The sequence below is a fragment of the Mycobacterium sp. P4_H6 genome (genome assembly GCF_056400845.1).
On sequence record NZ_JBFUKN010000079.1, the window covers coordinates 1 to 13,141 of the forward strand.

Genomic DNA, 13,141 nt, shown 5'->3' on the forward strand with positions numbered 1-13,141 from the left:
GGCCAGTGCGGTGGCGAACAGTTCCGGGTTGTTCTGCTCGATGGACGGCCACACCCCGCCGGGAAAGTAGGTGTTACCCGGGCTGACGGTGTTGGCGCGCACACCCTTTCCGGCGAGCTGATACGCGAGCCCCTGCGTGTAGTGGATGATCGCGGCCTTCATCGTCCCGTACGGTCCCGCCGCGAAGTCCACCTCCCGTCCGGACACGCTGGAGATCGTCACGATCGATCCGGCGCCGGACGCCTCCAGATACGGCAGCGCGGCGTCCACCAGACCTACGGTGCCCATCAGGTCGACTTCGAAGGTGGTGCGCCAGTTCTCCGCCGAGTCCGGGATGGCCAGCGCGCTGACGTTTGCCACCACGCCGTCCAGACCGCCGAACGCGTCGGCGGTGGCAGTCACCCACGCCGCCAACGTCGCGGTCGCGCCCACGTCGACTGCCGAGCCGAGGGCATCGCCGCCGAGTTCCTTCTGTGCCTGCGCCACGTCCTCGGAGGTGCGCGCGCAGAACGCGACCTTGGCGCCCTCGGCGATCAGCCCCTCCACCACGGCCCGTCCGATGCCGCGGGTGCCGCCGGTGACCGCGAAGCGCTTGCCGTTGAGTCCGAGATCCATGATGTGCCTTCCCTAGTACGTGATGGTTCCGAATGACTTTGCCGCTGAGCGCAGTTCGCTGTGTACGCCGCCGTACGCGACGGCGTTGGGCAGCAGCCGCTTGTCGATCTTGGTCACCGCGCTGTAGTTGGTGTCCACCACGTTGGCGATCGGCGCCAATGAGATCTGGGTGAGCAACTGGTAGGCGTCGAACCGGTCCAGCCCGTACAGCTCGCCCAGCCAGGTGATCATCTCGACCTGCCCCGCGCGCCACGCCTCCTCCAGCGGGCGCCCGGATCCGATGCACATCAGGTGAGTGTCGGTCTCCAGTCGGGGCCAGGCGGGTCCGCCGCCCTTGATCAGTTCGACGATCGCGGTCACGTTCATCGCACCTTCCACTGCGGTGCCGCACGACTCGCCCTCACCCTGGCGGTAGTGACCGTCGCCGAGGGAGAACAGCGCACCCGGCACGTTCACCCGCAGGTAGCAGGTGGCGCCCGCGGTCATCTCCGGGGTGTCCATGTTGCCGCCGAACACATCGGGTACCAGTGAGGTGCGTACCTCCCGGCGGGCGGGCGCGACGCCGACGGTGCCGAGCATCGGGTTGGCGGGCAGTGCCACCTCGAAATTGCTGCCCTTCGCCGAGAACCCGACAGTGCGCGCCGCCGAGTCGTATTCGTAGATCCAGGTGCGTTCGGGTAGCGGATCCTGCAGCGTCGGGCTCACCGGCACGCTGGTCAGCCCGCCGAAGAACGGGATGAGCGTCGACGCGCCCCAGCTGCGCGCCGGCGTCAGATCCACCAGATGCACGGCCAGGGTGTCCCCGGGTTCGGCGCCTTCGATCCAGAACGGTCCGGTCTGCGGATTGAGGTCCTCGGTGTCCAGCGCGCTGCTGGCCACATCGTCTGCGCTGGTGATCCGGCCACCGTAGGCGTCCTCGGCCCACAACGTGAGCACCGTGGGCGCCTTGATGCGCAGCACCGGATCGGCGCCGCCGAAGGTGAACGCGAACTGGTCGGGCGACGGGACGAAGGTGATGTGGTCCATCAGGTCATCCTGGTCGCAACGCGCCGTCGCCGCCACACTTCGGCGGGGCCCGGGCCTACGGTGCCGGCCGCGGCACCAGCCGCTGCAACTGCGTCACGTGCTCGGGTACCAGCTCGTCGAGCGAGGCGACGCCGAGCAGTCGCATGGTGCGTGAGATCTGGTCGGAGAGGATCTCGATCATCCGGTCCACACCGGCTTCACCGCCGGCCATCAGGCCGTACAGATAAGCCCGGCCGACCAGAGTGAACCGCGCGCCCAGGGCGATGGAGGCGACGATATCCGCGCCGGACATGATGCCGGTGTCCAGGATGACCTCGGTGCGATCTCCCACCGCCGGCGCGACCTGGGGGAGCAGGTGGAACGGAATCGGTGCCCGGTCAAGTTGGCGCCCACCATGATTGGACAGCACGATGCCGTCTGCACCGAGATCGGCGACGGCCTGCGCATCGGCAACGGTCTGGATGCCCTTGACCACGAGCTTGCCCGGCCACTGCGATTTGATCCAGGCCAGATCCTCGAAGGTCACGGTCGGATCGAACATGGTGTCCAGCAGCTCGGCTACGGTGCCCGACCAGCGGTCCAGAGAGGCGAACGCGAGCGGCTCGGTGGTCAGGAAGTCGATCCACCACTGCGGGCGGGGTATCGCGTTGAGGACGGTCTTCGCGGTGAGCGCGGGCGGGATGGACATGCCATTGCGCTTGTCGCGCAGCCGCGCCCCGGCCACCGGGACGTCGACGGTGACCAGCAGGGTGTCATATCCGGCTGCGGCGGCGCGCTCGACGAGCGCCATCGAGCGGTCCCGGTCCTTCCACATGTAGAGCTGAAACCAGTTGCGTCCGTGCGGGTTGGCGGCCTTGACATCTTCGATGGAGGCCGTGCCCATGGTGGAGAGCGAGAACGGGATCCCCGCACGGGCGGCGGCGCGTGCACCGGCGTATTCGCCCTCGGTCTGCATCATCCGGGTGAACCCGGTGGGCGCGATCCCGAACGGCAACTCCGAGCGGCCGCCCAGAATGGTGCAACTGGTGTCGACCTTGGAGACATCCCGCAGGATCGCCGGATGGAACTCGATGTCCTGGAACGCCTGCCGGGCCCGCGCCAGGGACAGCTCGGCCTCCGCGGAGCCGTCGGTGTAGTCGAACGCCGCCCGGGGCGTGCGGCGCTTGGCGATCGCGCGCAGATCCTCCACGGTCAGCGCCGCGGCCAGCCTGCGGGTGCGGGCATTCAACTCGGGCTTCTTGAACTGCATCAGCGGAGCCAGGTCGGCGACCTTGGGGATGCGACGTTTCATGACGGGACCTTTCCTGCCCCGACCGTACGCGGGATGCGGGTGCGCCGGGTGCGGGGTGTGTACTGCTGGGGTGGGAACCTGGTGGCAACGATATGACGCAGCGCCTCGAGATCGCCATCGACCAGGTGGTGGGCACGGGCGCTGATCAGCACGTTGCCCAGTGCGGTGGCCTCGACAGGGCCGGCCAGCACCGGCAGCCCGGCGCGATCGGCGGTCAGCTGGCACAGCAGTCTGTTCTGCGATCCGCCGCCGACGATGTGCACGGTGCGCACCGGTGTGCCGGACAGTTCAGCGGCCCGACCGACCCCGTCGGCGAACGCCGCGGCCAGGCTTTCCACGATGGCCCGGACCACCTCGGGCCGGGTCATCGGGACCTGCAGGCCGCGTTCGTCGTACCAGTCGCGTATCCGGCCGGGCATGTCGCCCGGGGCCAGGAAGCGTGGGTCTGCGGTGTCGAAGACGTCGAAGGTGGAGCGCACCTCACCGGCTTGCGTCAGCAGTTCGGACAGGTCGGCACGGTAGCCCTCACGCTGGTACTGCCGGACGGTTTCGCTGAGCAGCCAGAGACCCATCACGTTGTGCAGGTAGCGGATCCGGCCGTCGGCGCCGACCTCGTTGGTGAMGTTCGCCTGCCGCCCGGCCTCGGTGATCACCGGAGCGGCAATCTCCACACCGACCAAACCCCAGGTACCGCAGGAGATGTAGGCCGCGCTGGTGGAATCCATCGGCACCGCGACGACCGCCGAGGCGGTGTCATGCGAGGCGACCGTGGTGACCGTGGTGGCCGGTGTCAGGCCGAGGGGTTCGGACACCTCGCTGAGCAGCGGGCCCAGTTCGTAGCCGGGTTCGACCAGGCCGGGGAACAGATCCGGGCGCAGGCCCAGCCGGGCGGCCAGCTCGTCGTCCCACTCACCCGTGGTGCGCAGTAGGCCGGTTGTCGAGGCGTTCGTGCGTTCGGTCACCTGGCGGCCGGTGAGCCAGTACCCGATGAGATCCGGGATCAGCAGGGCGCGATCCGCGAGATCGATCTGACCGCGGGCCTTTTCGGCCGCCAGCTGATAGATGGTGGTGAACGGGAGGAATTGCAGACCGTTGCGGCCGTACAACTCGGCGGGGTCGATCTTGCGGTGCACTGCACGCACACCGCCGTCGGAGCGGGAATCCCGGTAGTGGTAGGGCAACGAGGCCAGTGCCCCGCCACGCAGCAGACCGTAGTCGACGGCCCACGAATCGACACCCACGGTGACCAGGTTGTCCGACCGCCGGCCCGCCTCGGCCAGCCCGGCGCAGGCCTCCCGGAACAGCCCCGGGACGTCCCAGTGCAGCGCGGCGCGATGGCCGTTCCACAGCTGCACCGGATCGTTGGCGAAGCGGGCGACCTGTTCCAGCTCCAGCCGGCCCGGCCCGATGTCGGCGAGCATCACCCGGCCGCTGGTCGCGCCCAGGTCGATGGCGGCGACCTGACCGGACTTCATCACCTGAGGAAGGCTGCGGCGACACCGGCGTCGACCGGTACGTGCAGCCCCGTGGTGTGCGAGAAATCGCTGGTGCACAACGCGAATGCGGCATTGGCGATGTTCTCCGGCAACACTTCGCGTTTGAGCAGGGTGCGCTGGGCGTAGTACGCGCCGAGCTCTTCCTCGGGCACCCCGTACACCGCGGCGCGCTTGGCGCCCCAGCCGCCGGCGAAGATCCCGGAACCGCGCACCACACCGTCGGGGTTGATGCCGTTGACCTTCACCCCGTGCTCGCCGAGTTCGGCGGCGAGCAGCCGAACCTGGTGGGCCTGATCTGCTTTGGTGGCCGAGTAGGCGATGTTGTTCGGTCCGGCGAACACCGAGTTCTTCGACGAGATGTAGATGATGTCCCCGCCCAGCTTCTGGTCGATCAGGGCGCGGGCGGCGGCCTTGGAGACCAGGAACGAGCCGCGGGCCATCACGTTGTGCTGCAGGTCCCAGTCGGCCGCGGTGGTGTCCAGCAACGACTTCGACAGCGACAGGCCGGCGTTGTTGACAACGATGTCGATACCGCCGAAGGCGAGCGCGCTGGCATCGATCGCGGCCTGTACCGCGGCCTCGTCGGTGACGTCCGCGGCAATGCCGATGGCGACATCGGCGTTGCCGATCTCGGCCGCCGCCTCGGCGGCTTTGTCGGCATCGAGGTCTGCGATCACCACGCAGGCGCCCTCAGCCGCCAGTCGGGTGGCGATGGCCTTGCCGATTCCGGAGGCGGCACCGGTGACCAGCGCGATGCGGGTGGCCAGTGGCTTCGGCTTGGGCATGCGGGCCAACTTGGCCTCTTCCAGGGCCCAGTACTCGATCCGGAACTTCTCCGACTCGTCGATGGGGGCGTAGCTGGAGATCGCCTCGGCGCCACGCATCACGTTGATGGCGTTGAGATAGAACTCGCCGGCCACCCGCGCGGTCTGCTTGTCCTTGCCATAGCTGAACATTCCGACGCCGGGGATGAGCACGATGGCCGGGTCGGCGCCGCGCATCGCGGGACTGTCGGCCGTGGCGTAGCGCTGGTAGTAGGCCTGGTAGTCGGCGCGGTACTGCTCGTGCAGTTCGGTCAGCCGGGCTTTGCTTTCCTTGATGCCTGCGTCGGCGGGCAGGTCGAGGACCAGCGGCTTGACCTTGGTGCGCAGGAAGTGATCGGGGCAGCTGGTGCCGAGCCCGGCCAGCCGGGGATGTTCGGCGGCGCCGAGGAATTCGAGCACCGGGGCCACATCGGTGAAGTGCCCGACCTGGGGGCGGTCGGCCGAGGCGAGACCACGGATGAACGGTGCCAGTGCGGCGGCCTTCGCGCGACGCTGCGGTTCCGGCAGCGCGGCGTACCCGTCCAGCGGTGCGCCGAACGGCTGTTCCGCACCGTTGGCGGAGATGTACTCCTCGGCGGCGCGGATGATTGCCAGGGAGTTGGCCTGCGCCTCGTCGGAGGTCTCGCCCCACGCGGTGATGCCGTGCCCACCGAGGATGCAGCCGATTGACTGCGGGTTGGCCTTCTTGATCTCCGAGATGTCCAGGCCCAGCTGGAAGCCGGGACGCCGCCACGGCACCCACGCCACCCGGTCGCCGAAGATCTTCTGGGTCAGCGCTTCTCCGTCGGCTGCGGTGGCGATGGCAATTCCGGAGTCGGGGTGCAGATGGTCGACGTGTGCGGCGTCGACGAGCCCGTGCATGGCGGTGTCGATCGACGGCGCGGCGCCGCCCTTGCCGTGCAGGCAGTAGTCGAATGCCGCGACCATCTCGTCCTCGCGGTCCACGCCGGGGTAGACGTCGACGAGGGCGCGCATGCGGTCCAACCGCAGCACGGCCAGTCCGCTCTCGGTGAGGGTGCCGAGGTCGCCGCCGGATCCCTTGACCCACAACAGGTCGACATTCTCACCGGTCACCGGGTCGGTATCGGTGCCCTTGGCCGAGGTGTTGCCGCCGGCGTAGTTGGTGTTCTTCGGGTCCGAGCCGAGCGCGTTGGAGCGTGCGATCAGTTCGGCGACTGTGGTGTTGTTGGCCATACCTATGCTCCCCACGAGGATTGGGTTCCGCCGACGCGGGCGGCGTTGATGGTGTCCTGGTATCCGCTGTCGCGGAACGCGGCCATCGGGTCGGCCGGGAGACCCTGGGCGGCGCGGCGTTCGGCGAGCATGGGACGGACGTCGGTGTAGAAGGCGTCCATGAAGATCTCGTTGGCGCCCAGCACATCCCCAGATTCCTGCGCGGTGGTCAGTGCCTCGGTGTCCACCAACCCGGCGCGTGCCGTCATCTCCTGGACGTTGAGCACCGAGCGGATCTGGCCGGGGATCTTCTCCTCGACGTTGTGACACTGATCGAGCATCAGGGCCAGGTCGGAGCCGCTGTCCAAACCGCCGCCGCGGATCACCTCGAACATGATCCGGAACAGCTGGAACGGATCGGCCGCCCCCACGATCAGGTCATCGTCGGCGTAGAAGCGCGAGTTGAAGTCGAAAGAGCCGAGCTTTCCCAGCCGCAGCAGCTGAGCCACGATGAACTCGATGTTCGTACCCGGCGCATGGTGTCCGGTGTCCAGGCACACCTTGGCCCGCGCGCCGAGCGCGGTCACGTGTGCGTAGGACGTGCCCCAGTCCGGGACATCGGTGGCGTACATGGCGGGTTCGAAGAACTTGTACTCCAGCACGAGTCGCTGCTCGGCGCCGATGTGCTGGTAGATGGCAGCCAGCGATTCGGCCAGCCGGTCCTGGCGGCCGCGGATGTCGCCCTGCCCGGGGTAGTTGGTGCCATCGGCCAGCCAGATCTTCAGATCGCGGGATCCGGTTTCGTTCATCACCTCGATGCAGGCCAGGTGATGGTCGATGGCCTTCTGCCGCACCGCCTTGTCGGTGTGGGTGAGGCTGCCGAACTTGTAGGCGTCGTCCTGGAAGGTGTTGGAGTTGATGGTGCCCAGCCGAACCCCGAGGTCGCCCGCGTAGCGCCCGAGCGCGGCGTAGTTCTCGACGGTGTCCCACGGAATATGCAGGGCGACAGCAGGTGCCAGCCCGGTGAGCCGGTGCACGATGGCGGCGTCGGCGAGCTTCTCCTCGATGGTGCGCGGCGTGCCGGGGGTGCCGAACACCTTGAAGCGGGTGCCGGAGTTCCCGAATGCCCAGGAGGGCAGTTCGATGGCGAGATTGTCCAGTGCGGTAGTCATCTGCGGATTCCTCAGACTGCGGTGTAGGGAGCTTGGGCCGGTGCGCTGACCGGTGCGCCGTAGCGCTCGGATTCGATCTGCTGCAACGACTTACCCTGCGTGCGGGGCGCCCACACGGCACCGATGATCAGGGCGACGGTGAGCAGTCCGACCAGTAGGATGCCCACGGTGGTCAGGCCGGTCGCGGCGAGCATGGTGGGGAAGAAGTAGCTGAGCAGGCCGGTGGCGGTGCGCACCACGAAGAACATGATGCCCTGGGCACTGGCCCGGTACGGGGTGGCGAACAGCTCGCTGGCCCACAGGCTGTAGAAGGCCTGGCAACCGATGCCTGCCGAGATGCCCCACAGCACAGCGAAGATCAGCATCGTGGAAATACCGCTGTCGGTGAAGGCGACCAGCACGATCCAGCCGACGATGCCCAGTGCGGCACCGAAGATGTAGAGGGCTCGCTGGGAGACCTTGTCGGCGTAGCGCATGAAGCCGAAGTAGGTGGCCGCCACCGTGCACCCCCACACGAGCACCTGCAGCAGGTTCTGCTGCACGGGGCTGTGCAGACCGGCGGTGTCATAGACGCGGGGCATGAAGATGCCTGCCTGGCCTGCCACGGTGTTCCAGAACAGGTAGATGCCACCGAGGAACAGCAGGGCGGTGATGTTCACCTTGCGGGAGAACAGGCCGCGCACGCCCCGTGCGCCGACCGAGGACTGCAGCTCGCGGCTCTCGTCGATGGCTTCCTCTTTCCAGATCTGCGACTCCTGCAGGCCCTGCCGGATCCACCAGACGACGGCGGCGACCACGAACAGGTGCACGAAGATGATGCGCGACCCGAGCAGTTCCAGCGGCGCCAGCGCCGCGGCGAGCGCGAAGCCGATGAACGGCCCGACCGACCAGGCGAGCTGGGCGGTGCCCACATGCTTGGCGCGCTCACCCGACGGCGCCTGCTCGGCGATATAGGTCCACGAGGCGGGCACCCCGGCGCCGACGGCGATGCCGGTGATGATGAAGGCCGCCAGCAGCATGGTGAAGTTCATCGCGAAGGCGGCCAGCAGCACGCCCGCCATGTACACCAGCAGGTCGTAGGTGTAGATCGCCTTGCGCCCGAAGCGGTCACACAGCGGCCCCCCGATCGCGGCGCCGATGGCCGCGCCGAAAGCGTTGGCACTCAGGGCGGCCAGCAGGCCGACGGCGAAATTGCTGATGCCGAATTCGGCCTGCCAGAACCCGAGGCTGGTGGCGATCGCGATGATCGATCCGGCCTCGATGTAGTTCGACATGGCGACCGAGATGGTCGCCCGCCAGCCAGTGGTGGAGCGCGCTCCGATTTTCATGGGTGTCCTAGGTGTGTGCAGAGGTGGGGGTGATCAAGCGAGGTGGAAGTATTCGGTGAGCAGCTCGAGGCTGCTGTCGGGGTGGGCCTCGGTGCGGAAGTACTGAGCCATCTGCTCCTGCCACTTGTCGTTGATCGCGGTCCGGCTCATCTCGGCGGTGGCGCGGGCGAAATCATCGGTCTCCAGGTAACCCACCACCATGCCCTCGTCGGGGCGCAGGAACAACGAGTAGTTGTGCCAGCCGGCGGTACGCAGTGCGTCGAGCATCTCGGGCCAGACCTCGGTGTGCGCCTCGAGATAGTCGTCGACGCGGTCGGGCTTCAGGTGCATCACAAAGCACACGCGTTGGATGTCGTCCATTCGCCACTCCCTGATTGAAACGTTTCAATTTGTGATTGGGGCAACAATAGGACGTGACCGCCGACACGTCAAGCGCCCTCGTGCGCCGCCGTTCAGGTCCAGTTCAGGCCCTTGTCGAGAGCCGGGTCACCAGCTCGGGCTGGAACAGCACGTGACGGGGATGGCGGCCCGCATTCTCGGTCGCCTTGATCAGTAGATCGATTGCGGTGCTGCCGATTTCGATGCTGGGCTGGCGCACCGAGGTCAACGGGACGACCGCGGAACGGGCGAACTCGATATCGTCGTAACCCACCAGCGCGATGTGCCCGGGCACCGTCACATCGCCCATCAGGGCCAATGCCTGCAGCACGCCGATGGCCACCAGATCGTTGGCGCAGAAGATGCCATCGGGCCGGTGCGATGCGGGACGGTCGCGGATCTGCTCGCCGACGGCGCGGCCGGCCAGCACTGTCAGTGCCGGTGTCGCGATGACCTCCAGTTCGGCATCCGGTACCCGTTGCAAGGCGTTGCGGGCGCCCTGTAGACGGTCGCGGACCTGGCGCAGCTCGGGTGGGCCGCCGACGAAGGCGATGCGGCGTCGTCCGATCCCCGTCAGGTGCTCCACGGCCAGCGTGCCGCCGGCCACGTCGTCGACCGCGACCGAATCGAATTCCGTTCCGGACCCGTCGCGGTCGACCAACACGACGGGAGTGCCGCGCCGGCGCAGCACCTCGAGGCGGTCGAAGTCATCGCCGACCGGGGATACCAGCAGCCCGAACACCCGCWGCTCGTCGAAGGCGTCCACATAGGAGCGTTCGCGCTGCGGGTCGTCATCGGAGGTGCCCAGCAGCAGGGTCAGATTGTGTTCCAGCGCCCTGGCCCCGGCACCGCGGGCGATATCGGTGAAGAACGGGTTGCCCACGTCCAGTACGACCAGGCCGACGCTGCGGGAGCGGCCCGCMTTGAGCTGGCGGGCGGCGTCGTTGCGGACGAACCCGAGTTCGTCGATGGCGGCCTGCACCCGGGCCACGGTGGACGGGGACACCTTGTCGGGCGAATTGAGCACGTTGGACACCGTGCCGACGGACACGGCCGCCGCCGCGGCGACCTCCCGGATGCTCACCATGCGCGGTCGATCGCGTGGGCACGGACCGCGGGGGCGATCCAGGAATTCAAAAACGTCCGCAGGTCACGGCCGGTGCGTGCCGGCCGGCCCGGATCCAGGATGAACGACTGCAGGGTCCGCAGCATGAACTCGACCAGCTCGTCGAGTTTGTCCCCGGCGAAACCCGCTGCCGCCCAATCGACATCGAAGCGTTCCAGGATCGACCGGCCGAAGCCGATCGCCACATCCGAGGTCACCCCTGCGGTGAAGGCGCTGGCCTTGCCGGGTTGTAGGACCAGGCTTAGGTACTTGTCGTGCGGAAGTTGCTCGAACGTGTAGGCCAGGCCTTCGATCACCGCCTCCGTCGGGTCGGTGATCGAACCCAGCTGATCGGCCAGTCGATCGAGAAACGCCGCCACCGAGGACACGGCAGTAGCGGCGAGCAGTGCCTCCTGGGTGGGGAAGTAGCGGTAGACGGTCTGCCGGGTGACCCCGAGGGTCTGTGCCACCTCGGACACGCTCACCGTGCCGTGGGTGTCGATCGCCGTGCGGGTGGTCGCGATGATCCGGTTCACCGCGTCGTCGTCGTCGACCGGGATGTCACCCGACCAGCCATGCCTGCGCATGAGTCGATCGTCGCATGATCTGCGCCGAAGGCTTGACAATACAATCATCGGTAAATGTATGGTCTGAATATGATCACCAGCCCACCGAAGAGCACCGACGAAGAGCTGACCCGCCGCGCGCTGCGCCATGCCCTCGCCGGTACCACCGATATGGCCGACCGCGAACTGAAAGTGCCGCTGCACTATTACCGCGATCCGAAGATCACCGAGATCGAGGAATCCCAGATCCTGCGCAGGGTTCCGCTGGCCATCGTGCCGTCGGCGCAGATCCCCGGGCGCAACGACTATGTGGTGCGCACCGTCCTCGGCGATTCGTTGTTGGTCACCCGGGACCGCACCGGCAAGAGCCACGTCCTGCTGAACTACTGCCGCCACCGGGGTGCCATGCCGGCCTGCGGTGCCGGCAACGCCGCCAGATTCGTGTGTCCGTACCACGCGTGGACATACAAGAACACCGGAGAACTCTTCATGGTGCCCGGCAAGGCGGGCTTCGACTCGATGGACGTCAAGGACTACGGCCTGGTCGAACTGCCGTCCGAGGAACGCTACGGATTCATCTGGGCGGTGCTCACCGCGGACGCCGGCATCGATCTGGATACCCATCTGGGGCCACTGAAAGATGAACTCGCACTGTGGGACTACCGCTCCTACGGCTATCACACCGAACGCGAATTCTCGTCAGAGGTGTCCTGGAAGGGGGCGCTGGAGGCGTTCGCCGAGGGCTACCACTTCCCGTTCGTGCACGGCGAGAGTCTGATCGGGCATAACACCCTGCCCAACACGGGTGTCTACGACGAGTTCGGCAAGCACCACCGCATCGGATTCCCGTTCACCTGGATCAAGAACCTCGCCCCCGGGACGACGGGTGAGACAGGGGGTGACCCGTCCGCGACCTTCGATCCATCGGCCAACATGGGCGTCATCTACTGGGTGYATCCCAATCTCATCCTCGCCAACAGTCCTGTCGGCGTGGAGATCATCGACATGCTGCCCGAGGGGGACCCGACCCGCTGCACCGTCCGGCACAGCTGGATGGGGCGCATTCCGGCGACCGATGACGATATGCGCGCGCTCTACGACACCGTCTACGAGGGTGTGCACGCTGCGGTGCGCGATGAGGATTTCGCGATGCTGCCGCAGTGCGGACAGGGCGTCCGGCACGGTCAGCACGACCATATGATCATCGGTCGCAACGAAATCGGAGTGCAGCACATGATCAAGGTCTTCGCGCAGGAGCTCGGCGTGGCGCTGGGGTAGCCGCGGCGGCGGCCGCCATCAGGGTGTCCGCCAGCCGGGTGCCCGCCGGGGTCATCCGCGCCGCCGGCGGTGAGGCCAGATACACCTGCCAGGTGACCTGCTGCGCCAACGGATGTGTCTGCAGATCGGTGAACCGGTCGGCCTCCGATGCCGGCATGAAGGTGGTGCCCAGGCCGTTGCGGACCAGCTCGGCGATCGCCGCGAACCCGGCGGGCACCTCGTACGGGGTGCGCGATTGCACACCGGCGGAGTGGAACGCGTCATCGATCAGGCGCCGCAGGCCGAAGTTCGGCGGGAAGCCGACCAGCTCGGCATCCGCAAGATCCGCGAGATCGATCGCACCGCCCGCGATCTGCGCCTCCGCCCGGCGGCAGACGTACACCATCGGCTCCTCGAACAGCAGGCGCATGTTCAGACTCGGTGGAAAGCGCTCCGGTACCGACACCAGTGCCAGGTCCAATGAGCCCTCGGTGAGCGCAGACAAGTAGGCCGACGCGCCACTCTGGCTCAGGTGCAGTCGGAGTCGGACATGCGGATGGTCGCGATGGAACTGCCCGAGAGCGGCCGCGACATCCAGCGGACCGAAAGCGATCAGCGAACCGAATTCGACGGTACCCGAGAGGGTTCCGCGGAACTCCTGCACCGACTCCGCGGCGGACCTGGCCGTGTTCAGCACCTCCAGGGCGTGACTGCGGAACCGTTCGCCGGCAGCGGTCAGGCTGATCTGCTGGCGGGACCGGTCGAACAGCTGCACATCGAGTTCGCGCTCGAGCTTGGCCACCGAGGCCGACAGTGCGGACTGCACCACGTGGGCGCGGGTCGCGGCGCGGGAGAAGCTCATCTCGGCGGCCACCGCGACGAAGTGCTCGAGCTGGCGTAACTCCATCTC

The 13,141-nt window shown here is 67.4% G+C and carries 12 protein-coding genes; 1 reads left to right on the top strand and 11 read right to left on the bottom strand.

Annotation, left to right across the window (positions count from 1 at the left end):
• The 10 genes from AC1DTF_RS25110 to AC1DTF_RS25155 form a co-directional block, all read right to left on the bottom strand.
• Positions 1-615 (bottom strand): SDR family NAD(P)-dependent oxidoreductase (locus tag AC1DTF_RS25110; protein ID WP_477476038.1); only part of this gene is annotated, 615 nt, incomplete at its 3' end.
• A gap of 12 nt (positions 616-627) precedes the next feature.
• Positions 628-1,641 carry an acetamidase/formamidase family protein gene (locus AC1DTF_RS25115; protein ID WP_477476039.1) on the bottom strand — a complete coding sequence of 338 codons (1,014 nt, stop codon included), beginning with the start codon at positions 1,639-1,641 and terminating at the stop codon, positions 628-630.
• A gap of 55 nt (positions 1,642-1,696) precedes the next feature.
• On the bottom strand, positions 1,697-2,932 hold the full coding sequence (locus AC1DTF_RS25120) for an alpha-hydroxy acid oxidase (RefSeq protein ID WP_477476040.1): 1,236 nt from the start codon (positions 2,930-2,932) through the stop codon (positions 1,697-1,699).
• Positions 2,929-4,407, bottom strand: coding sequence for a rhamnulokinase (locus AC1DTF_RS25125; RefSeq protein ID WP_477476041.1), 1,479 nt, complete (start codon positions 4,405-4,407; stop codon positions 2,929-2,931). Before AC1DTF_RS25125 ends, AC1DTF_RS25120 begins: the two co-directional genes overlap by 4 nt.
• A complete protein-coding gene (locus AC1DTF_RS25130) occupies positions 4,407-6,446 on the bottom strand; it encodes a bifunctional aldolase/short-chain dehydrogenase (RefSeq protein ID WP_477476042.1) in 2,040 nt (679 codons plus the stop codon). The genes AC1DTF_RS25125 and AC1DTF_RS25130 overlap by 1 nt, the downstream gene beginning before the upstream one ends.
• Positions 6,447-6,448: 2 nt before the next feature.
• Positions 6,449-7,597 (bottom strand): L-rhamnose isomerase, encoded by a 1,149-nt coding sequence (gene rhaI / locus AC1DTF_RS25135; RefSeq protein ID WP_477476043.1) that lies wholly within the window; start codon positions 7,595-7,597, stop codon positions 6,449-6,451.
• Between the two features lie 11 nt (positions 7,598-7,608).
• On the bottom strand, positions 7,609-8,925 hold the full coding sequence (locus tag AC1DTF_RS25140) for an MFS transporter (protein ID WP_477476044.1): 1,317 nt from the start codon (positions 8,923-8,925) through the stop codon (positions 7,609-7,611).
• Between the two features lie 33 nt (positions 8,926-8,958).
• On the bottom strand, positions 8,959-9,285 hold the full coding sequence (locus tag AC1DTF_RS25145) for an L-rhamnose mutarotase (RefSeq protein WP_477476045.1): 327 nt from the start codon (positions 9,283-9,285) through the stop codon (positions 8,959-8,961).
• Positions 9,286-9,388: 103 nt separating this feature from the next.
• On the bottom strand, positions 9,389-10,390 hold the full coding sequence (locus tag AC1DTF_RS25150) for a LacI family DNA-binding transcriptional regulator (protein ID WP_477476046.1): 1,002 nt from the start codon (positions 10,388-10,390) through the stop codon (positions 9,389-9,391).
• The gene (locus AC1DTF_RS25155; protein WP_477476047.1) at positions 10,384-10,995 is read right to left on the bottom strand and encodes a TetR/AcrR family transcriptional regulator; all 612 of its coding nucleotides are present in this window, start codon (positions 10,993-10,995) and stop codon (positions 10,384-10,386) included. Before AC1DTF_RS25155 ends, AC1DTF_RS25150 begins: the two co-directional genes overlap by 7 nt.
• Positions 10,996-11,058: 63 nt before the next feature.
• On the opposite strand from AC1DTF_RS25155, the gene AC1DTF_RS25160 reads away from it, so the two are divergent.
• On the top strand, positions 11,059-12,252 hold the full coding sequence (locus AC1DTF_RS25160; protein WP_477476063.1) for an aromatic ring-hydroxylating oxygenase subunit alpha: 1,194 nt from the start codon (positions 11,059-11,061) through the stop codon (positions 12,250-12,252).
• Here AC1DTF_RS25160 and AC1DTF_RS25165 read toward each other — a convergent pair.
• Complete coding sequence (locus AC1DTF_RS25165) at positions 12,212-13,138, bottom strand: LysR family transcriptional regulator (RefSeq protein WP_477476048.1); 927 nt, start codon at positions 13,136-13,138, stop codon at positions 12,212-12,214. The genes AC1DTF_RS25160 and AC1DTF_RS25165 overlap by 41 nt on opposite strands.
• Between the last annotated feature and the right edge of the window lie 3 nt (positions 13,139-13,141).

Coding starts and splice junctions, on each gene's coding strand:
- AC1DTF_RS25115 (WP_477476039.1), bottom strand. CDS start 1,641: ATGGACCACATCACCTTCGTCCCGTCGCCCGACCAGTTCGCGTTCACC.
- AC1DTF_RS25120 (WP_477476040.1), bottom strand. CDS start 2,932: ATGAAACGTCGCATCCCCAAGGTCGCCGACCTGGCTCCGCTGATGCAG.
- AC1DTF_RS25130 (WP_477476042.1), bottom strand. CDS start 6,446: ATGGCCAACAACACCACAGTCGCCGAACTGATCGCACGCTCCAACGCG.
- rhaI (WP_477476043.1), bottom strand. CDS start 7,597: ATGACTACCGCACTGGACAATCTCGCCATCGAACTGCCCTCCTGGGCA.
- AC1DTF_RS25140 (WP_477476044.1), bottom strand. CDS start 8,925: ATGAAAATCGGAGCGCGCTCCACCACTGGCTGGCGGGCGACCATCTCG.
- AC1DTF_RS25145 (WP_477476045.1), bottom strand. CDS start 9,285: ATGGACGACATCCAACGCGTGTGCTTTGTGATGCACCTGAAGCCCGAC.
- AC1DTF_RS25155 (WP_477476047.1), bottom strand. CDS start 10,995: ATGCGCAGGCATGGCTGGTCGGGTGACATCCCGGTCGACGACGACGAC.
- AC1DTF_RS25165 (WP_477476048.1), bottom strand. CDS start 13,138: ATGGAGTTACGCCAGCTCGAGCACTTCGTCGCGGTGGCCGCCGAGATG.